A 22,228-nucleotide genomic window follows, 5' to 3' on the forward strand; every position below is an offset into this window, starting at 1 on the left:
CGGGGTCAGCCGACCGAGCCTTCCAGCGAGACGTCGAGCAGCTTCTTGGCCTCGACCGCGAACTCCATCGGGAGCTCGCGGAAGACCTGCTTGCAGAAGCCGTCGACGATCAGGCTGACCGCGTCTTCTTCGCTGATGCCACGCGTGCGGCAATAGAACAGCTGGTCGTCGCTGATCTTCGAGGTGGTGGCTTCGTGTTCGACGGTCGCACCCGGGTGCTTGACCTCGATGTAAGGGAACGTGTGCGCGCCGCACTGCTTGCCGATCAGCAGCGAATCGCACTGCGTGTAGTTGCGCGCACCCTCGGCGCCCGCGCCGATCCTGACGAGGCCGCGATAGGTGTTCTGCCCGCGACCGGCGCTGATGCCCTTGCTGACGATCTTCGACTTGGTGCGCTTGCCGACGTGGATCATCTTGGTGCCGGTATCGGCCTGCTGGCGATGATGGGTCAACGCGACCGAGTGGAATTCACCGCTTGAGTCGTCGCCCAACAGCACGCAGGACGGGTACTTCCAAGTAATCGCCGAACCGGTCTCGACCTGCGCCCAGACCACGCGGCTGCGGTCGCCGCGACATTCCGCACGCTTGGTCACGAAGTTGTAGATGCCGCCCTTGCCGTTCTCGTCGCCGGGGTACCAGTTCTGCACCGTCGAATACTTGATCTCGGCGTCTTCCAGCGCGACCAACTCGACGACCGCCGCATGCAGCTGGTTCTCGTCGCGCATCGGCGCGGTGCAGCCTTCGAGGTAGGACACGTAGGCCTTGTCCTCGCAGATGATCAGCGTGCGCTCGAACTGGCCGGTGTGGCCGGCGTTGATGCGGAAGTAGGTGCTCAGTTCCATCGGGCACCGCACGCCCTTGGGAATGAACACGAAGCTGCCGTCGGAGAACACCGCCGAGTTCAGCGCGGCGAAGTAGTTGTCGCCGACCGGCACCACGCTGCCGAGGTACTGCTTCACGAGCTCCGGGTGATCGGCGATCGCCTCCGACATCGAGCAGAAGATCACGCCCTTCTCGGCGAGTTCCTTCTTGAACGTCGTCCCGACGGAGACCGAATCGAACACCGCGTCGACGGCCACGCCGGCGAGCCGCGCGCGCTCGTGCAACGGCACGCCGAGCTTGTCGTAGGTGTCGAGCAGTTCCTTGGGCACGTCGTCGAGCGAGGCGTACTTGGCCTTGGGCGCCGAGTAGTAGCTGACCGCCTGGAAGTCGATCGGGGCGATGTCGAGCTTCGCCCAGTGCGGCACCGGCATGGTCAGCCAGTGGCGATACGCGGCCAGGCGCCACTGCGTCATCCACTCGGGTTCGTTCTTCTTCGCCGACAGCGCGCGGACGACGTCCTCGTCGAGCCCGGGCGGAAAGCTGTCGGACTCGATGTCGGTGACGAAGCCGGCGTCGTAGCGACGGCCTAGCTGCTCGTGGATCTCTGCGTTCGCAATCGGTTCTGCGATGTCGGTGGCCATGGGGGCTGCCTACTGTCTATGCGCGGGCGAGGCGGGCGTCGATACGCTTCGCCCCGCCGGCTGGGGGAATGGGGTGTGGACGCGGTGCATCGTCGAGCATCTGCGCCAGGCTCACGGCACGCAGCGCGTCGGCCACCACGTCGTTGATCCGGCGCCAGTTGCCACGCACGCCGCAGTGCTCGGAGATGCCGCACTGGCCGTCGTGCAGGCTGCACTCGGTCATCGCGAGCGGCCCTTCCATGGCCTCGACGATCTCCACCAGGCTGATGGCCGCGGCCTCGCGTGCCAGGCGATAGCCGCCGTTGGCGCCGCGGAAGCCTTCGACCAGACCGGCCTGCGCCAGCGGCTTGAGCAGCTTGCTGACCGTCGGCGCTTCGAGGCCCGACTGTTCGGCCAGATCGGCCGCACTCATCACCACCTGCGGTCGCGCGGCGAGCACGGTCAGGACCACGGTGGCGTAATCGGTGAGCTTGGTGACACGCAGCATCGGAGAAAGGGCGACCAGGTGCGTCGGATGAAAGCGGACCAAAATTGTACGCTTTTGGGCCCGCCGGCTCAATGCGCCCGGGCAGCGTCGTTCATCGCGGTGCGTGTCCGGCAGGCACGTGCGCTGGCGGCTCGCCGGCTTGTTGGCCACAATGCGGATTCACTCCGCCGTGGAATCCGCAATGCCCAAGACGCCGAAGAAGCCCAAGACGCCGAAGAAGATCGAGGCGCGTCTGTCGAGCATCCACGGCAATGGCGTGTTCGCCACCGAGGCCATCGCCAAGGGCGAGCGGATCGTCCGCTACAAGGGCCTGCTGCGCACGCACGACGAGGTCGATGCCCAGTACGGTGATGTCGACGAGGACGGCCATACCTTCCTGTTCACGCTCAACGACGATTACGTGATCGACGCGAACGAGGGCGGCAACATCGCGCGCTGGATCAACCACAGCTGCGCGCCGAACTGCGAAGCGGTGGTGCAGGAAGACCCGAAAGAGCGCCGGCACAAGGACAAGGTGTTCATCGAGGCGACGCGCGACATCGCCGCGGGTGAGGAGCTGGCCTACAACTACGGCATCACGCTCGCCGAGCGGCACACGCCGAAGCTCAAGCAGCTCTGGGGCTGCCGCTGCGGTTCGAAGAGGTGCACCGGCACGATGCTGCAGCCCAAAAAATAAAGCGGTCTTCCGCGTAGCGGATGACGCAGGTGCCCCTCCCCCTCAGGGGGAGGGGAGGACCATCGGCGGATGCCGATGGTGGGGTGAGGGAAGGGGCTTTAGCGAGTGCACTTGCTTTAAGCCCTGGGCTCGGGGCGCGGGCAAAAGCAACCCTCACCCCAACCCCTCTCCCAGCGGGAGAGGGGCTCAAGCGTCACGGTGCCGGAGACACTTCCCGCAGATCCGCCGACGCAATCCGCCATGCGCGTTGCGCGTCGCTGGCGCCGTCGACCATCGCGCGGCGCAGGACGTAGCGGCCTTCGAAGCGGCGGCTGCTGCCGTCGGTCTGCTGGGCGCGCAGCGAGACGGGAATCTCGATGAAACGCGAGCCCGCGGCGGCGTCCACCGGTCCCGGTGCGCCGATGTCGACCATGACCACCGAGGTGTCGCCGAAGCCGGCTGCGAACTGTTCGGGCGGCTGGCCGCTGGCGCGTCCACCGTCGTACCACAGCGTGTAGGCGCGCGGGTAATCGAGGGCGTTGATCGCGGCGTAATAGGTGCGGATCACCGCCGCCGCTTCCTCCGGGGTCGGCTCCGGACCGGGCGCGGCGGTCTCACCCGGCACGCCGGCCAGTCCCGTTTCCGGGTTGTCCTCGAGGGGCGCCAGCGCGTCCTCCTCGATGCCCGTCTCCGGCAATGGCTGCTCGCCACCCAGCGGAATGTTGCCGGGACCGGGCGCGCCGCTGAGGCCGGTCACGCCGCCGGCGTTCTGCTGCGGCTGCGGCAGGGGGCCATCGGCCGGCTGCCCCGACCCTGTGGTATCTGCATCGGCCGTATCGCGGCCGCAGGCGCCCAGCGCGCATGCGAGTGCGAGCGCGATCCACAGGCTTGCGCCACGGCGAGAGCGGCGGTCAGCGCGCAAGGTGCACCACCACGCGGCCTTCGTTGATATCGACCTCACCGATGCGCTTGCCAGAGGGCAGCTTCGACAGCAAATCGTCGTCGAGGCGGTAGACCGGTTCGCTGCGCGCGTACTCCGACAGCAGGCTGTTGACGATGCCGCGCGCGCCGCCCCGGAGCAATGCGTTGGAACCGGGCAGGTCGAACTGCAGCAGCTCGGGATTCTCGAGATGCAGACCGCGGGTCGCCGGGTCGTAGCGCAGGCCGCTCAGCAGGGCGAGACGACCCGGGCGGTCGTCCGCGGCGACACCGCCGACGCCGAGATCGAAATCCAGACGCAGGCGGCGATCGCCCTGCGGGATGGTCAGGCGCGGGTTGTCGAGCGTGACCGACACCAGCCCGCCCAGCTTGTCGAACGTGCGCGGAAAACGCGTGTCGAGCTGGCGCTGCAGCTGCGGCGTGGTGAACGCGACCTGGTCGTTGAGCCAGGCGGAGACCACGCCGAGCGAGGTGCAGGCGGTGGCGACGAGCAGCAGCAGTGCTGCGGCGGACAGGTGCAGGGGACGGCGCATGGCACGCTCCGGAACGACGATGGAGGCACCCTACGCAGGCGCCGTGAATACGGGATTAGCAGCGCCTCAGTCGGGCGCGGGCGCCAACGGCCTGCGGTGGGGCTGCAACCAGGCGAGCAGCAGTCCCAGCAGCAGCATCGCGACCACGTCGAACGCGATCTGCTTCAGCGCCAGTGCCAGCGGAAACGGCTGTCCGGCATGGGCGAGCAGATGCCAGGGCACGAACGACACCAGCGCGATCACCAGACCGAAGCGCGCGCCGTGCCAGCGTTTGCTGCGATGGGGCGGCGGCAGCCACCGGTAGAGCCACGTCATCGCCAGGCCCAGCGAGAGGTAGGCCAGCAGGATCCAGCCGACCTGGGCGTTCGCATCCGCCTGCGGGCGGAACAGCTGGGACAGCGCAAGATAGTCGGCGCGCAGCAGCAGGCCGTGCACGAAGAACCCCAGCGCCAGCGCGGTGGCGGAGATCGTGAGGCCGCAGATCCAGAACCGTTTGTCCATGGCAGGGTGTCCGAAGAGGCGTGTCGCGCGGGCAGATTAGCGTTGCGCGGGTGATGGATCGATGGATGCCGCGGTGATGCGCCACGCGTCGCCGTCGCGGCGCAGATCGTAATGCCCGGTGTAACGGCGCAGCGGCCCCTGCCCGCCGATGCGCAGCCGGACCGGAATGCGCAGTGCCGTGGGCACCGGCGCGGTGTCGAGCGGCTGCGGCCGTTCGTTGTCGACCCGCAACCCGGTCACGCCTTCCAGCGCTCGCAGGTCCGCTTCGCCTCGCGTTGCCGGGCGGCCATGGAGCCACAGGGCGTCGGCTTCACTGCGATCGTCCTTGAACAGCGCCGCGAGATAGGCATGCACGGCCGACACGGCGTCCCGCATCGCGGCATCGTGCGCCGCGCGCGATTCGGCGTTCGCGACCGTGGTCGGCGCTGCCGGCGTTGCACCGGATGCATCCGGACCGGCCCCCGACGCAGTCGCCGGAGACAGGGCCGCGTCGGCACTGCGCCGCAGGCCTTCCTGCACCGCAACCGCGATGCCGAGCAACACGATCGTCGCGATGACCAGCCACCAGCTGCGATGCGACATCCGGTCATTCCCCTGCGCCGCGGACGCGGCCTCGCCCGGATGCTAGCGCGCCGCGTCGCCATTGTCGGCCCCGTGCGCGCGCAGCAGCGGCAGCGGATCGAACGCACCGCCGCTGGCGTAGACGCCGTAGTGCAGATGCGGCGGCGTGCCGCGCGCATTGCCGGTATCGCCGACGACGCCCAAGGCGTCGCCGGGTCGGACCAGATCGCCGACCTCCAGCAGATCCGCGAACCCGTCGAGGTGCGCGTAGTAATGACGCTGTCGCCCCGGCCCCATCACCCAGACCTGCTTGCCACCCAGGCCGCTGTCGCGCACGCCGACGACGAGCCCGTCCGTCGTACTGCGCACCGTCGTGCCGCGTGGCGCGAAGATGTCGACACCCTCGTGCTGCCGGTCGCGTCCGCGCGGCGCACCGTAGGTATCGGCGACGCGCGACGCGCGCACCCCGTCGACCGGCATCGGCAGCGATTCGGGCGCGGGCGCCGCCGTCAAGGCCGCGATCGCGCGCGGTTGCGCCATGAACGGCTGGTGCCAGGCCCAGTAGCCTGCGGCGGCGAACAGCCCCGCCCAGAACACGAAGGCGAGCGTGGCGCGCAGCTGCGGCGTGTAGTCGCGACGCGGCTTGCGGCCGGGCGTGCGCGCAGCGGGCGTCGCGGACGGGGCGTTGGAACTGGAACTGGAATCGGACTCGGACATACGACCAGCGTCGCAGGTCGGGTGCGAAGCGCGGGTCAGCGTGGTGCGCCTCCGGATGTGGAACGGCCCGCGCGCGGCGGGCCGTTCCGGACACGCAAGGCAGGATCAGCGGGCTTCCGCGTTCGCCTTCACTTCCTGCTCCAGTCGCGCCTTGAGCTCGGGCGCGAGCTTGAGCTGGCGGGCGAGCTCGTCGAGATAGCTGCGCTCCATGAAGCTGGTCTCGTCGGCGACGAGCACGCTGGCCAGATACATTTCCGACGCGATTTCCGGCGTGGTCGCGGCGCTGGCGACTTCGGCCGGATCGAGCGGCTTCTCCAGTTCCGCATGCAGCCAGCGCTGCACGTCTCCGCCCTCGTCGATGCGCTTGAACTCGCCTTCGATGACTTCGCGCTCGCGCGCATCGATGTGGCCGTCGGCTTTCGCCGCGGCGACCAGCGCCTTGAGGATCGCCTGGCTGTGGATGTCGACCTGGGGCGCGGGCAGCCGGTCGACGGTCTGCGGCGCGGTCGCGGTCGTACCGGACTGCTGCTTCTGGTAATCGCCGTAGGCCTTGTAGGCCATCACGCCGATCGCCGCGAGCCCGCCGTAGGTCGCGACCTTGCGGGTCTTCTTGTTCTTGCCGAGCAGCAGGCCCAGCGCGCCACCGGCGGCGGCGCCCTTGCCGAAATCGGCGTTGAGCAGGCTGCCGCCGGGCTTGCCGCCGGCCTGCGAGGTGAGGAGGTGGTTGAGGAAACCCTGGAAGCTCATCGTTCGATATCCATCGGTCGGGAGAAAACGGCGCCGAGCATGCGGCGCGATACGTTCACCGGATGTGCACGCTGTGCGTCACGGACCGGGTGATGCAGGCCCACGCCGCGGTGCGGTGGCGAGAAGCGATGTATGAAGCCCGAAACGAAATCGGGACGGCCTAGGCCGTCCCGATCGAAGCACGCATGTCGCCCTGGATCAGGCGGCGGCGTCCTTGAGCTTCTTGAGCGGGCGCACCTTGACCTTGACCGAGGCGGGCTTGGCGGCGAACCACTGCTCTTCCTTGGTGAAGGGGTTGATGCCCTTGCGCTTCGGCTTGGCCGGCACGCTGACCGAGGTGATCTTCAGCAGGCCGGGGAGGGTGAACGAACCCGCGCCCTTCTTGCTGATCGAGCCGTGCACGGCGCCTTCGAGCGCTGCGAACACCGCGCGCACGTCCTTCGCCACGACGCCGGTGGATTCGGCGATGTGCGCGACCAGGCCCGACTTGCTCAGGGCTTCCTTGATCGGCTTCGGTGCTGCCGGCTTTGCGGCGGCGGCCTTCTTCGGCGCAGCGGCCTTCTTGGCCGGGGCTTTCTTGGTGGGGGCCTTCTTCGTTGCCATGAGCGTGTGGTTCCCTCGTCGAGTGATGATTGAGTTGTCCGGGCCGAGCGAGCCGGCAAGCGGAATGTAGGGCATCGTGACACGTGCGCCAATAGGAAACCGCAAAAAAACAGGGCTTTTGCGTTTCCCGGCCCTATCGCGAAGTGCGGCGTCGCGGCGGCCACAGGATCCAGGCACCGGCGACCGCCAGTGCGAGCACGCTGTAGGCGGCGACGAATGTCCACCACGGCGCCTCGAAGAACAGCACTTTGGACAGCCAGTGGGCGATGAAGGATGCGTCGTACGTCTGCTGTCCGGCGCGCGTCCGCAGCCACTGTTCCCAGATCGTCAGCGGGCACAGACGGCCGAGCCAGGCTTGCACCGCGATCACCAGCACGAGTGCCACATGCAGCCAGCGCAGCCAGCGGCGTCGCACCCAGCCCCATCCGAGCGGGCCGCCGACCAGCAGCGCGAGTGTCATGCCGACGACGAAAACCGCGATGCCGACATGGATGGTGAGGACCGCATCGGCGAGGTCGGCGGCGAGGGACGGGGAAAGTGTCATGGCGGGATCATCGGACATCTGCCCGATGCCTGCAGGTGCTGCGTCGCATCACAGGAACGCGCGCGTCACGTGTCGGGGTCTAACGTGCACGGTTCCACTCTCGAGGAGCATGCATATGGGAATCGCACGTCACGCCACCGCCCACTGGTCCGGCGATCTGAAGACCGGCAAGGGCACGCTGTCGACGCCGCAGAGCGGTCTGATGTCGGACACGCGTTACGCATTTTCCAGCCGCTTCGGCGACGAGACCGGCACCAATCCCGAAGAGCTGATCGCTGCCGCGCACGCCGGCTGCTTCACCATGGCACTGTCGGCGAAGCTCACCGAAGCGGGCTTTCCGCCCGAATCGCTGGACACGCGCGCCGATGTCGACCTGTCGATGGATGGTGGCCCGCAGATCAGTTCGATCCGCCTGAAGACGCGCGCCAAGGTGCCGGGCATCGACGCGGCCAAGTTCCGCGAGCTCGCCGATGACGCCAAGCAGAACTGCCCGGTGTCGAAGGCGCTGTCCGCGGTGCCGGTGTCGCTCGACGCCGAACTCGAAGCCTGATGCTCTGAAAACGACGACGCCGCGTCGGGCGACCGGCGCGGCGTCGTCGTGTCCGCGTTCCGCCCACCACCGCGAGACGCGGTGGGCGGTCGCGTTCTTCCGCGCTCAGCGCCAGTCGATCGCGCCGCGCACCACGGTCTGCACGCGGCCGCCGGACCAGACATCGCCGTTGCCGTCGACGTGCAGTTCGATGATCGCGTCGTGACCGACCTCGCGGCCCTGGCTGATGCGGTAGCGGCCGTCGCTGCCGGGCAGGGCGTCGCGATCGGCCAGCCATGCGGCCAGCGTCGCGTTCGCGGCCCCGGAGGCGGCATCTTCGAAGTGGCCGGTCGAACCGACGAAAGCGCGCACCGCGAGGTGATGCACCGGATCACTGGAGCGCGCGAATGCGCACAGGCCCATGCTGCCGGTGGCGTCGGCAAGCGCGCCGATCGCAGCCCAGTCCGGCGTTGCCGCGCGCAGGTCGGCCTCGCTCGCGAGTTCGGCCAGCCACCAGCGGCGACCGCCGTCCATCAGCACCGGGGGCAGCGTGCCGAGCGGCATCGCGGCGAGCACGCCGCGCAGACGCGGATCGTCCGCCGAAGCGGTCTCGATGACCGACGCGCGCGGCGTGCGCACGGCGATCGTGCGCGTGGCGCCGTCGCCGACGACTTCCAGCGGCAGCTTGCCGGCGATGCCGTCCTGCACCAGCAGGCCATCACGCGGCGAGGCGAGTCCGGCTTCGAGCACGACGTGCGCGGTGCCGACGCTCGGATGACCGGCGAACGGCACTTCGCGGCGCGGCGAGAACATGCGGATGCCGTAGCTTGCATCGTCGGACGTGGCCGGGAACACGAACGTGGTTTCGGGCAGGCGTGTCCAGCGGGCGATGGCCTGCATGGTGGCGTCGTCGAGGCCTTCGGCGTCGAGGACCACAGCCAGGGGATTGCCGGCACCGGGCCGGTCGGCGAACACGTCCACCTGGACGAAACGGCGGGAAGTCATGGCGGGGGCGTCACGCGGCGCGACAGTGTAGCGGTCTGCCCGGAACCTGCCCGAGGCGCATCGCGACTGCCTGCAGGTGCGAGACCGGAACGCTGGCATCCCGGGCGGCCGCCCAGCGGCGCTCCCTCGAGGTCCGGCTTCGCGTCAGCGGGCAACGCAGTGCTCACCAGTCGAACGTGCCGCGAATGACGGCCTGGACCGCGCCGCCGATCCACACCTCGCCCTGCGCGTCGATCTCGACCGCCACGCGCCCGTCCCGGCCCAGCTCCCGCCCCTGGCTGGCGATGTAGCGGACCACGCGACCGTCTTCGGCCCGGTCCCGATGCAGCCACGCGGCGATCGCGGCGTTCGCGCTGCCGGTGACCGGATCTTCGGGAATGCCGTCCGCCGGACAGAACGCGCGCACCGCGAGTGCATGATCGGGCGCGTCGCTGCGTCCGCAGATCGCCAGGCCCACGGCGTCGCTGGCCAGGCACAACGAGGCGATCTGCGCCAGCGGCGGCGCGAGCGCGCGCACCGCCGCCGACGAGCCCAGATCCACGCACCACCAGCGCGGGCCGTTGTCGAGCAGCGCGTGCGCGGCGGCCGGCGCGCCGAGCGCCTGCAGCACGGCGTCGAGCCGCGACGCCAGGCCTTCGCGCGCCGCGACCTGCACCGCACGCGGCGCGCGCACGCAGGGCACGGTGCGAGTCCCCTGCGCGACGATGCGCACCGGCAGCAGGCCGGCGCCGCATTGCTGTACCAGCGCGCCGCCGCGCGCGGTCGCCAGGCCCTGGTCGAGCACCGCCCAGGCCGCGCCGACGCTGGGATGGCCGGCGAACGGCAGTTCCTGGCGCGGGGTGAAGATGCGCACGCGGTAATCGGCGTCTGCATCGGGGGGCAGCAGGAAAATGGTTTCCGACAGATTCGTCCAGTTCGCGATGGCCTGCATCGCGGTGCTATCGAGCCCCTCGGCATCGACCACCACACCGAGCGGATTGCCGGCGCCGGGCCGGTCGGCGAAGACATCGAGTTGCAGGTAGCGGCGACTGGGCACGGGCGTCTCGGGGTGTGGAGGGTTGCTTTAGAATCGCCTGTCGCCGCGCGTGTCACCACCGCCCTCCGGTCCCGCGCCCGTTCTCACCTTCATCCGAGACCCCACCTCGATGTCCTCACCCTCCGACGATCGCTGGATCGTGCTCAAGTTCGGCGGCACTTCGGTGTCGCGTCGCCACCGCTGGGACACCATCGGCCGGCTGGCGAAACGCCGGGCCGACGAGCAGGGTGCGCGCGTGCTGGTGGTGGTTTCGGCGCTGTCGGGCGTGACCAACGAACTGACCGCGATCGCCGACGGTGCGGCCGATGCCACCACGCGCGTCGACGCGCTCGTCGCGCGCCACCGCGCGTTCGTCGCCGAACTCGGGCTCGATGCCGATGCGGTGCTGGGCGCGCGTCTCGCCGCGCTGCAGGCGCTGGCCGGCGATGCACGCGCCTCGACGCGCACGCTCGACTGGCAGGCCGAGGTGCTGGGCCAGGGCGAACTGCTGTCCTCCACCATCGGCGCGGCCTACCTCGCGGCGCAGGGCCTGGATTTCGGCTGGTGCGACGCGCGCGACTGGCTGGACGCAGTGGCGCTGCCGAACCAGAGCGACTGGGCGCTGCGGCTGTCGGTGAACTGCCGGCGCGAACCCGACGGCGACTGGCGCAGCCGTTTTGCCGCGCAGGCGCCGCGGATGCTGCTGACCCAGGGCTTCATCGCCCGGCACGGCGACGGCGGCACGGCGATCCTCGGGCGAGGCGGGTCGGACACCTCGGCCGCGTACTTCGGCGCGCTGCTCGGCGCGCAACGTGTCGAGATCTGGACCGACGTGCCCGGCATGTTCAGTGCCAATCCGCGCGACGTGCCCGACGCGCGCCTGCTCGCGCGGCTGGACTATGCCGAGGCGCAGGAGATCGCGACGACCGGCGCCAAGGTGCTGCATCCGCGTTCGATCAAGCCCTGCCGCGATGGCGGGGTGCCGATGGCGATCCTCGATACCGAACGCCCCGATCTGCCGGGCACTGCGATCGACGCGAGCGCCGAACCGGTGCCGGGCGTCAAGGCGATCAGCCGGCGCAACGGCATCGTGCTGGTGTCGATGGAAGGCATCGGCATGTGGCAGCAGGTCGGCTTCCTCGCCGATGTGTTCGAGCGCTTCAAGCGCCACGGCCTGTCGGTCGACCTGATCGGCTCGTCGGAGACCAACGTCACCGTGTCGCTGGATCCCAGCGAGAACCTCGTCAGCACCGACGTGCTGGCGCGCCTGAGCGACGATCTGGCCGAGGTGTGCCGGGTCAAGGTCATCGCGCCCTGCGCGGCGATCACCCTCGTCGGTCGCGGCATGCGCTCGCTGCTGCACAAGCTGTCGGATGTCTGGGCCACGTTCGGCAAGGAACGCGTGCACCTGATCTCGCAGTCGTCGAACGATCTCAACCTGACCTTCGTCATCGACGAGGCCGACGCCGACGGTCTGCTGCCGGTGCTGCATGCCGAGCTGATCGACAGCGGCGCCATGCCGGTGTTCGATGACACCGTGTTCGGCCCGAGCTGGCGCGAGATCGCGCACGGCCGCCGCGAACGTGCGCCGCAGTGGTGGCAGGGTGCGCGCGACGCGCTGCTGGCAGTCGCCGAGCCGGGCCGTCCGCACTACGTCTACCACCTGGCCACGGTGCGCGAACGCGCTGCCGCGCTCGAGGCGGCGACCGCGATCGACCGTCGCTTCTTCGCGATCAAGGCCAATCCGCACCCGGCGATCCTGCGTGCGCTGGTCGAGGCCGGTTTCGGTCTGGAATGCGTATCGCAGGGCGAACTCGAACACGTGTTCGAGGTGCTGCCGGATCTCGAACCGGCGCGCGTCCTGTTCACGCCGAGCTTCGCGCCGCGGGGCGAATACGCGGCGGCGTACGCGCGCGGCGTCACGGTGACCGTCGACAACGTCGAAGCGCTGCGCAACTGGCCGGAGGTCTTCCGCGGCCGCGACCTGTGGCTGCGTCTGGATCTTGGCCGCGGCGACGGGCATCACGCGAAGGTCGTCACGGGCGGCGCGGCGTCGAAGTTCGGCCTGCCGCTGGGTGCGTTCGATCAATTCCTGATCGCCGCCGAAGAGGTCGATGCGCGCATCACCGGCATCCACGCGCATCTGGGCAGCGGCATCGAGACCGTCGCGCACTGGCGCGAGGTCTATGCCGAACTCGCCGGCTTCGCCGATGCGGTCGGCACCGTCGACACGATCGACATCGGCGGCGGTCTGCCGATCCCGTATCGGCCCGACGACGTGCCGTTCGACATCCCGGCCTGGGCGGCGGGCCTGGCGGCGATCAAGGCCGAATACCCGCGCTATCGGCTGGCGATCGAGCCGGGCCGCTACCTCGTCGCCGAAGCCGGCGTGCTGCTGACGACCGTCACCCAGGTGGTCGACAAGCTGGGTACGCGCCGCGTCGGCGTGGATGCCGGCATGCACAGCCTGATGCGGCCGGCGCTCTACGACGCCTGGCACGGCATCCACAACCTGACCCGGCTCGACGATGCGGACGAGACCACGGTCGAGATCGTGGGTCCGATCTGCGAATCCAGTGACGTCTTCGGCACGCGCCGGCGCCTGCCGGCCGCGACCTGCGAAGGCGACACGGTGCTGATCGCCGACGCCGGCGCCTACGGCTTCGTCATGGCCAACACCTACAACCTGCGCGGCCTGCCGCGTGAGGCTGTGCTCGAGTGAGTCCGCGGCTGGAATACACCCTCGTCTGCGGCGCGTTGGCCCTTACGCTGACCCTCGCGCTCGGGGGACTGCTGGAAATGGGCATCGCCAATGCGTTCTTCTGGGAACTCGCCAGCGTCGCCATGCTCGCCGCCGCGCTGGCGGCGGCCTGGGTGGCAGGCTGGCGCTGGCGGGCAGGGCGACGGACCGCCGGGCGACGCGTACTGGCGATGGCCTGCGCGACCGCGTTGACGGCCGCCGTGCTGTTCGTGCCGATGAGCCTGGGCCTGGTCGCGCTGCTCGCACCCGGTGATGACAGCCTGTCGTGGGTGTACAGCGCCGCAGTGTTCGGCGCGCCCGGACTGGCCATTGGCCTCGGGCCGGCGTGTCTGGTCGCGCTGCTGCCCGCGCGCCGCTACCTCGGGCGCGTGCGCCATCGGGGTCTGGCGTGAGGCCCTGTGTTGCCGACGCCCGATGCGCGCGTCGTTCGTATCCGCTGGAGACCTGAGCACCATGTTCGATCGTGATTCCATCGCCGCGTTCCGCTTCGTGCGGTGCGCGTTCGACCCCGACACCGGCGTGGCCCGACTGGTCTACGCCTTCGACGACGGCCCGGAGCTGGTCGAAACCGTCACCGTGCCGGGCGCACCGTTCGCGCTCGACGACGCGCGCGCCGCGGCCGTGACCCGGGCGCTGCGGCTGCTGCACCTGATCGCCGGCGTGAGCTACTACAAGGCGGCCGTGCCGACGGAGATCCGCATCGAGGACTACGCGATCGATGCGGGCACCGCGGCGCTGATCGAGGACGTGTACGTGCACGGACTCGGCGAATTCGCATACCGCAACGGGCTGGACCTGCACGGGACGATCCGCTTCCCGCACGGCGCCTCCGCGGATCAGGACGCGCCGGCGCTCGGTCTGCGCACGCATGCGCTGGTCGCGATTGGCGGCGGCAAGGATTCGCTGGTGTCGATCGAAGCGCTGCGCGCGCTCGACGTCGCGCAGACCGTCAGCTGGATCGGCGGCTCGCAGCTGATCCGCGTCTGCGCCGAGCGCACCGGCCTGCCGACGCTCAATATCGGCCGTTCGATCGCGCCGGAACTCTTCGAGTACAACCGCCAGGGCGCGTGGAACGGACACATCCCGGTCACCGCGATCAACTCGGCGATTCTCGTGCTCGCTGCGGTGCTGCACGGCGTGGACCAGGTGGTGTTCTCCAACGAACGCTCGGCCAGCTACGGCAGCCTCATTCCGGGCACCGGCGAGGTGAACCACCAGTGGTCCAAGGGCTGGGCATTCGAAAAAGCGTTCGGCGAGCACGTGCAGACGCGCGTGGCCGCGGATCTGCAGTACTACTCGCTGCTGCGGCCGCTGTCGGAACTCGCCGTCGCGCGCCAGTTCGCGAAGACCGATCGCTACGACGCACACTTCTCCAGCTGCAACCGCAACTTCCACCTGCTCGGCGAGCGCCCGGTGAACCGCTGGTGCGGCATCTGCCCCAAGTGCCATTTCGTGTTTCTGGCGCTCGCGCCGTTCATGCCCAAGCCGCGTCTGGTGGCGATCTTCGGCCGCAATCTGCTCGACGATCCGGCGCAGGTGCCGGGCTTCGATGCCCTGCTGGAGTACCAGGACCACAAGCCCTTCGAATGCGTCGGCGAAGGCCGCGAATCGCGCGCGGCGATGGCGGCCCTGGCCAAGCGCCCCGAGTGGCGCGAAGACGCGGTCGTCGCGCGCTTCGCCCGTGAGATCGCACCGCAGCTCGACACGCACGAACTGGATGTCGCCGCGTTGCTGGCCGTGGAAGCCGATGCGCACCGGATTCCCGACGTGCTCTGGGACCGCCTGCGTGCGCATCTCGCAACTTGAGGCCATCGCCGCCGTCGGCGGCCGTGTCGCGCTGTGGGGCTGGGGACGTGAAGGCCGCGCGGCCTACGCGGCGCTGCGGGCAGTGGGCGGGCCGGGCGGCGCATTGCCGCTGACGGTGTTCTGCGCCGAGACCGAAGCCGCCGACATCGAGGCGCTAGGCGATCCGGCGCTGCAGGTCGACACCGACGCGGGCGCCGGGCGTCTGTCCGGGTTCGACGTGGTGATCAAATCGCCCGGCATCAGCCCCTATCGGCCGGAGGCGCGCGCGGCGGCCGCGCAGGGCACGCGCTTCATCGGCGGCACGGCGCTGTGGTTCGCCGGGCGCGCCGCGCCGGGCGACGTTGCCGCCGGCACTGTCTGTGTCACCGGCACCAAGGGCAAGAGCACGACCACCGCACTGCTCGCGCACCTGCTGCGCGCGCACGGCCTGCGGACCGCGCTGGCCGGGAACATCGGCCTGCCGTTGCTGGAACTGCGCGATGCCGACGCCAACGCCTGGGCGATCGAACTGTCGAGCTACCAGACCGGCGATGTCGCCGCGGGCGGTGTGCGACCCGACATCGCCGTGGTCACGAATATCTTTCCCGAACACCTCGACTGGCACGGCAGCGAGGCGCAGTACATCGACGACAAGCTCAGCCTTGTCACGCGCGCGCGGCCGCGCATCGCCGTGCTCAATGCCGAAGATCCGCGGCTCGCCGCGCTGGTGCTGCCGGACAGCGAGATCCGCTGGTTCGGCACGCCCGAAGGCTGGCATCTGCGGGGAGATGTCCTGCATCGCGGCGACACCGCGATCATGGACACCTCGGGCCTGCCGCTGCCGGGCCGTCACAACCGCGGCAATCTCTGCGGCGTGCTGACCGCGATCGAAGCGCTGGGCATCGATGCCGCGCCGCTGGCATCGGCCGCCGCGGGTTTCGTGCCGCTGCCGCATCGCCTGCAACCGCTGGGCACGCGCGACGGCGTGCTGTGGGTCAACGATTCGATCAGCACCACGCCACACGCGAGCCTGGCCGCGCTCGATGTCTATCGCGATCGCCGCGTCGCACTGCTCGTCGGCGGCCACGACCGCGGCCTCGACTGGCAGGCATTCGCGGATGCGATGCGTACCGGCGCGCCGCACGCGATCGTGACCCTGGGCCAGAACGGCCCGCGCATCCATGATCTGCTCGCGCCGATCGCCCGCGACGCCGGCTTCCGGTTGTCGGCGGCCGACGATCTCGAATCGGCGATCGCGCAGGCGCGCGCGGCGCTGGACGGCGACGGCGTGCTGCTGCTGTCGCCGGGCGCGCCCAGCTTCGGTGCCTACCGCGACTACACCGCGCGCGGTCGCCATTTCGCCGCGCTGGGCGGCTTCGATCCGGATGCGATCACGGCGATTCCGGGCATCGGGATCGCCTGAGGCGCACCGGTTGGTCGGGCCAGAGGTCCGGTCCGTCGTCGCAGTTCCGTGTTCCGTCGGATGGGCGCCTGTGCGCGGTCTCGGACTGAGAGACTGGACGTCCATCGAACAGGACGTCGACATGGATCGCAGCGAACGCAACGCACGCGCCTGGCGGAATCCCGGCAACTGGATCGGGCCGCGCTGGCTCGGCCTCTACCGGTCCGCGGACGATGACAGGCTGTGGGTGCCGAAGGTGCCGCGCGCGCTGGGCTGGACGGTCAATCTGGCCAGGCCGGCCGGCGCGATCATCCTGCTGGTGCTGGTGGTCTCGGCGGGGTCAGTCACGTACCGGGTGCTCGGCGGCTGACGGCGCCAGGACGCGTCAGTGTCCGCGTTCGACCGCGTAACGCGCCAGGCCGCGCAGCGCGGCGACGGCGTCGTTGTCAGCCAGCCCTGCGAGTGCACGTTCGGCCGCCTCGGCGTATGCGAGTGCGCGCGCACGGCTGTACTCGAGGCTGCCAGCGGCTTCGATCGCGGCCAGCACGTCGGGCAGTGCACCGACATCACCGCTCTCGATGGCCGCACGCAGGCGCGCGCGGACATCGGGCGTGGCCTGCGCCATCGCGTGGATCAGCGGCAGCGTGGCCTTGCCTTCGGCGAGATCGTCGCCGAGGTTCTTGCCCAGCGCGTCGGCATCGCCCGAATAGTCGAGCACGTCGTCGGCGATCTGGAACGCGTAGCCGAGCTGCATGCCGTAGTCGTACAGCGCGCGCTGCGTTGCCTCATCCGCGCCAGACGCCAGCGCGCCCAGCGTCGTGCCGGCGGCGAACAGCACCGCGGTCTTGCGTTCGATGACGTTGAGGTAGGCAGTCTCGTCGGTGTCCGGATTGCGCACGTGCAGCAGCTGCAGCACTTCGCCCTCGGCGATGCGGTTGGTGGTGTCGGCGAGGATGCGCATCACCGGCATGCGGTCGAGTTCGACCATCAGCTGGAAGCTGCGCGAGTACAGGAAATCGCCGACCAGCACGCTGGCCGCGTTGCCCCAGATCGCGTTCGCGGTGCTGCGGCCGCGGCGCAGGTCGGATTCGTCGACCACGTCGTCGTGCAGCAGGGTCGAGGTGTGGATGAACTCGACGATCGCCGCCAGCTGGTGGTGCTCGGCACTGATCGTGCCGGTCGCGCGGCCGGCCAGCATCACCAGCATCGGCCGCAGCCGCTTGCCGCCGGCCGAGACGATGTGTTCGGCGACCTGGTTGATCAGTACGACGTCGGAGGCCAGGCGGTCACGGATCAGCGCGTCGATGGCGGCCATGTCGCCGGCGGCGAGGGCCTGGATCGCCGGCAGATCGAGGCGGGCGGCCGGGTGGGCGACGTTGTTCATGCAGGATCCGGGACAGGCAGGACCGGAATTATAGGAGACGCCCGACAGTGGCGTGCGGGCGAGGGCGGGGGTCGGACGCCGACCGGCTGGCGGCTATACTGTGGAGGTCCATCACGCCGGTCTCGAAGCCGGTGCAATCCAAGGAATTCCCATGGCCCGCGGCGTCAACAAAGTCATCCTGGTCGGCAATCTCGGCAACGACCCCGACACCAAGTACACCCAGGGCGGCATGGCCGTGACCCGCATCAGCCTGGCCACGACCAGCGTGCGCAACGACAAGGACGGCAACAAGCAGGAGCGCACCGAATGGCACCGCGTGGTGTTCTTCGGCAAGCTCGGCGAGATCGCCGGCGAATACCTGCGCAAGGGCAGCCAGTGCTACATCGAAGGCGAGATCCGCTACGACAAGTACACCGGCCAGGACGGCGTGGAGAAGTACACGACCGACATCGTCGCCAACGAGATGCAGATGCTCGGCGGCCGCGGTGACGGCGGCGTGGCGATGCCCCGCAGCAGCGCGGTCCCGCGCCTTCGCGCCAGTCGGCGCCGCAGCAGCAGCGTCCCGCGCCGATGGACGATTTCTCGGACGACGACATCCCGTTCTGATCGCGCGTCGCGTCGCCTGATGTCCTGCACGAACCCCCGAGCGATCGGGGGTTCTGCGTTCCGGGCATGACGGTCCGTTCGAGCGCGCAGATCGCGCCGCCTCAACGCACCCCGTGCATCCAGCGCCGCACCAGCGGCGACAGCACGAAGTAGGCGAGGCCCGAACCGACACCGATCCACAGCATCAGCTGGAACAGGTCCGCGTACTTGGCGGCCGCGACCGCCATGTCGAAGGTCTCGCCGGCCGGCACGTCCATCGAGGTCAGCTTACCGAACTGCGCGGCCAGCACTTCCGAATACGCCGTGGCCAGCCAGAACGCGCCCATCATCAGGCCCACCACGCGCGCGACCGACAGCTGGGTCACCGCCGACAGGCCGATCGGCGACAGGCACATCTCGCCCAGTTCCAGCAGGAAATACGCCAGCACCAGCCACCACACGCTGGCCAGCACGCCGCTGCCGGCGGACTGCGCGGCCAGCATCAGCGGCACGAAGGCGAGGCCTGCGAACACCAGGCCGATCGCCATCTTCGCCGGCTTGCTCGGGTTGAGGCCGCGGCGGTCCAGCCAGGGCCACAGCCACGAGAACACCGGCGCCAGCACGACGATGAAGAACGCGCCGAGGAAGGTCAGCGAGCCGGCGGTCTGCGGCACCAGCACCACATCGTGGACCAGCGCGACCGCCAGCGCGACGACCATCGCGATGACCGCCGTCTTCGCCAGTCCGTCGTTGCCGCGATCGCTGGCGCGCAGCGCAGCCACCATCAGGACCGGGCTGCTGGCGAGTGCGAAGATCGCCCACGGAATGCCGGGCGTGTAGTCGCCGGGCGTCAGGCCGAACAGGTCTTTGGTCAGCATGCGGTCGGTGAACGTGACCCAGGCGCCGTAGGTCTGCTCGTAGAGGGTGAAGAAGATCAGCACGCCGATGATCAGCAGCACCAGCGCCAGCATCTGCTGCCGCTCGACTTTCGTGCAGTGGCGCACGAGGAACCAGACGAACCACGCCGCGAGGGCGACGGCAATCAGGTGCATCGCACCGTGCACGGTCCAGGTGCGCTGGATCAGCTGCCAGACCAGCAGTGCACCGGCGACGCTGCCGGCATAGATCCACCATTCGCGCGACAACGGGCCGACGCGTTCGCGCAGTTTCGCCGGATCGTTCGGTTCGGCCAGCCCGTAGAGATACTTCTGGCCCCAGATGAAGACGATCAGCCCGGCCACCATGCCGATGCCGGCCGCGCCGAAGCCGTATTTCCAGCCGTAGGTCTCGCCCAGGAACGCGCACACCAGACTCGCAAACAGCGCGCCAACGTTGATGCCGGCGTAGAACAGCGTGAACCCGGAATCGCGTCGCGGATCCTCGGGCGCGTAGAGCTTGCCGACGATCGTCGAAATGTTGGGTTTGAGGAAGCCGACGCCCATGATGATCAGCGCCAGCGACAGGTAGAACACCTGCAGCGCGGCCTCGTCGCGCACCACGACGCCATCGACGATGCGCGCCTGTTCGCCCTCGTAGGCCATGCCCAGATGCCCGAGCACCAGCAGCACGCCGCCTAGCACGACCGCCTTGCGCATGCCCAGATACCGGTCCGCGAGCAGGCCGCCGATCACCGGGACCGCATACACCAGGCCACCGTAGGCACCGAGCAGGTCAAAGCCCGCGTCGTCGCCGAACAGGTGGTACTTGAGGATGTAGAGCAGCAGCAGCGCCTTCATCCCGTAGAACGAGAAGCGCTCCCACATCTCGGTGAAGAAGCAGACGAAGACCCCTTTGGGGTGGCCCAGAAAATCCGCGCGCGACGCGGTGGCTACAGCGGTGGCAGGGCGCAAGGCCGTCATCCGGGCGGGCGAAGGCGCGAGTATAGGCGCAGCATTTGCAGCCGGACCAGTTGCGCATTCGGGCATGTGACGTCCGCGCCGACTTCAGTAGGATGATGGCAGCGGTGCCCGGGGAGAGCGTCTTCGACGGTCGGGGCACCGCCTCGAAACCGGGAGTTTGTATGGTCCGCAAGGGACTGCTGTCTGTGTGTATCGCGTTGTCCTGCCTGGGCGCACCCGCCCTGCATGCGCAGGTGGAGCTGGGGCCGTTCATCCAGGATGAAGGCATCCTCGATCTGAAGATTTCGCCCGACGGGCGTTTCCTCGCGGCAACCCTGCCGGCCGAGGACCGGTCGGTCATCGCCATTCTCAACCGGATCGACCGCAGCATCGTCGGCAGTTTCCAGTTGCCGGCGAACACGCACATCGCCGATTTCTGGTGGGCGAAGGAGGACCGCCTGATGTTCGGTCTCGCCCAGCGCTTCGGCATGCGCGACTACCCTGCCTCCACCGGCGAGCTCTACGCGATGAATGCCGACGGCTCCCGCGCGCAGTTGCTGGTGGGCTATCGCGTACAGAACTCTGGACTCGGCACCAACATCCGCAGCGGCCCGAAGGAAGAGCGTGTCTTCGCGTGGCCCATCGACATGCTGCCGGATGATCCCCGCAACGTGCTGGTCGCCATTTCGCCGTTCGGTGGCGATCCGTACACCCGTGTCGACCGGATGGATGTCTACAGCGGTCGCCGCAACACGATCGCCACCGTGCCGGTCAACCAGGCGCGGTTCGTGACCGATCACCAGGGCGAGGTCCGCTTCGCCGTCGGTTCGCGCAGTGACAACCTGAGCCAGCTGTATTACCGCGCCAATCGTGGCGCGGACTGGGAACTGCTGAACCATCAGGGCACGTCGGGCCGCATCGAGTCTCCGGTCGGGTTTTCGCAGGACGGCACCATCGCCTATCTGCAGGTGACCCAGCCCGCGGGTCCGGATGCGATTGTCGCGATGGACATCGCCTCGCGTGAACGACGGGAACTGCTGCGCGACGAGGCCGTCGACCCGGAGATCCTCTACCGGCCCGGCACAGAGGTCGCGATTGGCGTGCGCTATCCAGGCGCGACGCCACGACTGGCATTCTTCGAGCCCGAATCCGACGACGCACGCCTGTTCCGCATGTTCGAACAGGCTTTTCCCGGCCATGAGATCGGTGTCGCTTCGTCGACACGCGATGCCAACACCAAGCTTCTGCTCGCCACCAGCGATCGTGACCCCGGCAGTTTCTACACCTACGACGCACGCGAGAAGAAGGCCGATTTCGTATTGGCACGTCGCGCCGCGATCGATCCCGAGCAGATGAGCCCCATGGCGCCCGTGGCGATCCGCGCGCGCGACGGTCTCACGGTCCACGGGTATCTGACCCGTCCAGCGGGTGCGCCTGCCGGACAGCCGCTGCCGCTCGTCGTGGTACCGCACGGCGGACCCTTCGGCATTTCGGACGCCTGGGCGTTCGATCCGGAAACGCAGCTGCTCGCGAAAGCCGGCTACGCCGTCCTGCAGGTGAACTACCGTGGATCCGGCGGATACGGCCGCAGTTTCATGCAGGCCGGCGCCCGGGAGTGGGGCGGCAAGATGCAGGACGATCTGACCGATGCGACCCGCTGGGCAATCGAACAGGGCCACACCACGCAGGATCGCATCTGCATCTATGGCGGCAGCTATGGTGCCTACGCGGCGATGATGGGCGCCGCGCGCGAGCCGGATCTGTATCGGTGCGCAGCCGGCTATGTCGGCGTCTACGACCTGCCGATGATGCGCAACGACGACCGTCGCGGCGCTGCCTGGATGCGCACCTGGTTCGACGAGTGGGTCGGCGCGGACGCGCAGGCGCTTTCAGCGGCGTCGCCGACCCAGCGCGCGGCGCAGATCCGTAGCCCTGTTTTGCTGGTGGCAGGTGGCAAGGACGAAGTCGCGCCGGTGGGGCACACCCGCAGCATGGAACGCGCGCTGCGTGCAGCCGACGTACCCGTGGAGACGCTCTACGTCGCAAACGAGGGTCACGGCTTCTACAAGCCGGAGAACCGCCGCACCTACTACACCAAGCTGCTCGACTTCTTCGCCACGCATCTGGGCGGACAACGCGCCGCCCAGTGACACCCCGCCGGCGCCGCTTTGCCA

23 protein-coding genes are annotated in these 22,228 nt (G+C 69.1%); 9 read left to right on the forward strand and 14 right to left on the reverse strand.

Translation table 11 applies throughout. The features are described 5' to 3' along the window. Positions 1–5: 5 nt before the first annotated feature. Together sufB and CURTO8I2_RS02215 are read right to left on the reverse strand one after the other, a co-directional pair. The gene (gene sufB, locus CURTO8I2_RS02210; RefSeq protein WP_159678298.1) at positions 6–1,463 is read right to left on the reverse strand and encodes a Fe-S cluster assembly protein SufB; all 1,458 of its coding nucleotides are present in this window, start codon (positions 1,461–1,463) and stop codon (positions 6–8) included. A 16-nt stretch (positions 1,464–1,479) separates the two neighbouring features. Beyond that, the gene (locus tag CURTO8I2_RS02215) at positions 1,480–1,950 is read right to left on the reverse strand and encodes an SUF system Fe-S cluster assembly regulator (RefSeq protein WP_159678300.1); all 471 of its coding nucleotides are present in this window, start codon (positions 1,948–1,950) and stop codon (positions 1,480–1,482) included. Between the two features lie 181 nt (positions 1,951–2,131). Here CURTO8I2_RS02215 and CURTO8I2_RS02220 point away from each other — a divergent pair, with 181 nt between their 5' ends. Next, the gene (locus tag CURTO8I2_RS02220) at positions 2,132–2,626 is read left to right on the forward strand and encodes an SET domain-containing protein-lysine N-methyltransferase (RefSeq protein WP_159678302.1); all 495 of its coding nucleotides are present in this window, start codon (positions 2,132–2,134) and stop codon (positions 2,624–2,626) included. Positions 2,627–2,819: 193 nt separating this feature from the next. Here the strand turns inward: CURTO8I2_RS02220 and CURTO8I2_RS02225 are convergent, their stop codons facing one another. The 8 genes from CURTO8I2_RS02225 to CURTO8I2_RS02260 form a co-directional block, all read right to left on the reverse strand. Beyond that, positions 2,820–3,527: a hypothetical protein gene (locus CURTO8I2_RS02225; RefSeq protein ID WP_159678304.1), complete on the reverse strand. Its 708-nt coding sequence runs from the start codon at positions 3,525–3,527 to the stop codon at positions 2,820–2,822. Then, a complete protein-coding gene (locus tag CURTO8I2_RS02230; RefSeq protein ID WP_159678306.1) occupies positions 3,517–4,077 on the reverse strand; it encodes a DUF1439 domain-containing protein in 561 nt (186 codons plus the stop codon). Before CURTO8I2_RS02230 ends, CURTO8I2_RS02225 begins: the two co-directional genes overlap by 11 nt. Before the next feature lie 66 nt (positions 4,078–4,143). Then, on the reverse strand, positions 4,144–4,578 hold the full coding sequence (locus tag CURTO8I2_RS02235; protein WP_159678308.1) for a hypothetical protein: 435 nt from the start codon (positions 4,576–4,578) through the stop codon (positions 4,144–4,146). 36 nt (positions 4,579–4,614) lie between these two features. Next, positions 4,615–5,160, reverse strand: a complete 546-nt coding sequence (locus CURTO8I2_RS02240; protein WP_159678310.1) for a hypothetical protein — start codon at positions 5,158–5,160, stop codon at positions 4,615–4,617. Positions 5,161–5,202: 42 nt separating this feature from the next. Further along, positions 5,203–5,856, reverse strand: coding sequence for a M23 family metallopeptidase (locus CURTO8I2_RS15555; RefSeq protein ID WP_343161346.1), 654 nt, complete (start codon positions 5,854–5,856; stop codon positions 5,203–5,205). Between the two features lie 105 nt (positions 5,857–5,961). Then, positions 5,962–6,603, reverse strand: a complete 642-nt coding sequence (locus CURTO8I2_RS02250) for a tellurite resistance TerB family protein (protein WP_159678312.1) — start codon at positions 6,601–6,603, stop codon at positions 5,962–5,964. A 198-nt stretch (positions 6,604–6,801) separates the two neighbouring features. After that, positions 6,802–7,206: an HU family DNA-binding protein gene (locus CURTO8I2_RS02255; protein ID WP_159678313.1), complete on the reverse strand. Its 405-nt coding sequence runs from the start codon at positions 7,204–7,206 to the stop codon at positions 6,802–6,804. Positions 7,207–7,339: 133 nt separating this feature from the next. Further along, the gene (locus CURTO8I2_RS02260; RefSeq protein ID WP_159678315.1) at positions 7,340–7,750 is read right to left on the reverse strand and encodes a DUF2784 domain-containing protein; all 411 of its coding nucleotides are present in this window, start codon (positions 7,748–7,750) and stop codon (positions 7,340–7,342) included. A gap of 115 nt (positions 7,751–7,865) precedes the next feature. Between CURTO8I2_RS02260 and CURTO8I2_RS02265 the strand changes: the two genes are divergently transcribed. Beyond that, positions 7,866–8,300 (forward strand): OsmC family protein, encoded by a 435-nt coding sequence (locus CURTO8I2_RS02265; RefSeq protein WP_159678316.1) that lies wholly within the window; start codon positions 7,866–7,868, stop codon positions 8,298–8,300. Positions 8,301–8,405: 105 nt separating this feature from the next. Here CURTO8I2_RS02265 and CURTO8I2_RS02270 read toward each other — a convergent pair whose 3' ends face one another. Beyond that, positions 8,406–9,284: a PhzF family phenazine biosynthesis protein gene (locus CURTO8I2_RS02270; RefSeq protein WP_159678318.1), complete on the reverse strand. Its 879-nt coding sequence runs from the start codon at positions 9,282–9,284 to the stop codon at positions 8,406–8,408. A 163-nt stretch (positions 9,285–9,447) separates the two neighbouring features. Further along, the gene (locus CURTO8I2_RS02275; RefSeq protein ID WP_159678320.1) at positions 9,448–10,320 is read right to left on the reverse strand and encodes a PhzF family phenazine biosynthesis protein; all 873 of its coding nucleotides are present in this window, start codon (positions 10,318–10,320) and stop codon (positions 9,448–9,450) included. Positions 10,321–10,429: 109 nt separating this feature from the next. Between CURTO8I2_RS02275 and CURTO8I2_RS02280 the strand changes: the two genes are divergently transcribed. From CURTO8I2_RS02280 to CURTO8I2_RS02300, 5 genes are all read left to right on the forward strand, one after another. After that, positions 10,430–13,021 carry a bifunctional aspartate kinase/diaminopimelate decarboxylase gene (locus CURTO8I2_RS02280; RefSeq protein ID WP_159678321.1) on the forward strand — a complete coding sequence of 864 codons (2,592 nt, stop codon included), beginning with the start codon at positions 10,430–10,432 and terminating at the stop codon, positions 13,019–13,021. Then, positions 13,018–13,452, forward strand: coding sequence for a hypothetical protein (locus tag CURTO8I2_RS02285; protein ID WP_159678323.1), 435 nt, complete (start codon positions 13,018–13,020; stop codon positions 13,450–13,452). Before CURTO8I2_RS02280 ends, CURTO8I2_RS02285 begins: the two co-directional genes overlap by 4 nt. Positions 13,453–13,474: 22 nt before the next feature. Then, positions 13,475–14,866, forward strand: coding sequence for a UDP-N-acetyl-alpha-D-muramoyl-L-alanyl-L-glutamate epimerase (murL, locus tag CURTO8I2_RS02290; protein WP_159678325.1), 1,392 nt, complete (start codon positions 13,475–13,477; stop codon positions 14,864–14,866). Beyond that, a complete protein-coding gene (gene murD, locus CURTO8I2_RS02295) occupies positions 14,847–16,268 on the forward strand; it encodes a UDP-N-acetylmuramoyl-L-alanine--D-glutamate ligase (protein WP_159678326.1) in 1,422 nt (473 codons plus the stop codon). Before murL ends, murD begins: the two co-directional genes overlap by 20 nt. Before the next feature lie 121 nt (positions 16,269–16,389). Next, positions 16,390–16,617, forward strand: coding sequence for a hypothetical protein (locus tag CURTO8I2_RS02300; protein ID WP_159678328.1), 228 nt, complete (start codon positions 16,390–16,392; stop codon positions 16,615–16,617). A gap of 15 nt (positions 16,618–16,632) precedes the next feature. Here CURTO8I2_RS02300 and CURTO8I2_RS02305 read toward each other — a convergent pair whose 3' ends face one another. Then, positions 16,633–17,631, reverse strand: a complete 999-nt coding sequence (locus CURTO8I2_RS02305) for a polyprenyl synthetase family protein (protein ID WP_159678330.1) — start codon at positions 17,629–17,631, stop codon at positions 16,633–16,635. 151 nt (positions 17,632–17,782) lie between these two features. Between CURTO8I2_RS02305 and ssb the strand changes: the two genes are divergently transcribed. Beyond that, a complete protein-coding gene (gene ssb, locus CURTO8I2_RS02310; RefSeq protein ID WP_236550980.1) occupies positions 17,783–18,307 on the forward strand; it encodes a single-stranded DNA-binding protein in 525 nt (174 codons plus the stop codon). Positions 18,308–18,338: 31 nt separating this feature from the next. Here ssb and CURTO8I2_RS02315 read toward each other — a convergent pair whose 3' ends face one another. Continuing rightward, positions 18,339–20,075 (reverse strand): oligopeptide:H+ symporter, encoded by a 1,737-nt coding sequence (locus CURTO8I2_RS02315; protein ID WP_159678332.1) that lies wholly within the window; start codon positions 20,073–20,075, stop codon positions 18,339–18,341. 161 nt (positions 20,076–20,236) lie between these two features. Here CURTO8I2_RS02315 and CURTO8I2_RS02320 point away from each other — a divergent pair, with 161 nt between their 5' ends. Further along, complete coding sequence (locus CURTO8I2_RS02320; protein ID WP_201295466.1) at positions 20,237–22,204, forward strand: S9 family peptidase; 1,968 nt, start codon at positions 20,237–20,239, stop codon at positions 22,202–22,204. The last annotated feature ends 24 nt before the right edge of the window (positions 22,205–22,228 follow it).

The sequence above is a fragment of the Luteimonas sp. 9C genome, from assembly GCF_902506295.1.
In the GTDB taxonomy this organism is placed as follows: Bacteria; Pseudomonadota; Gammaproteobacteria; order Xanthomonadales; family Xanthomonadaceae; genus Luteimonas.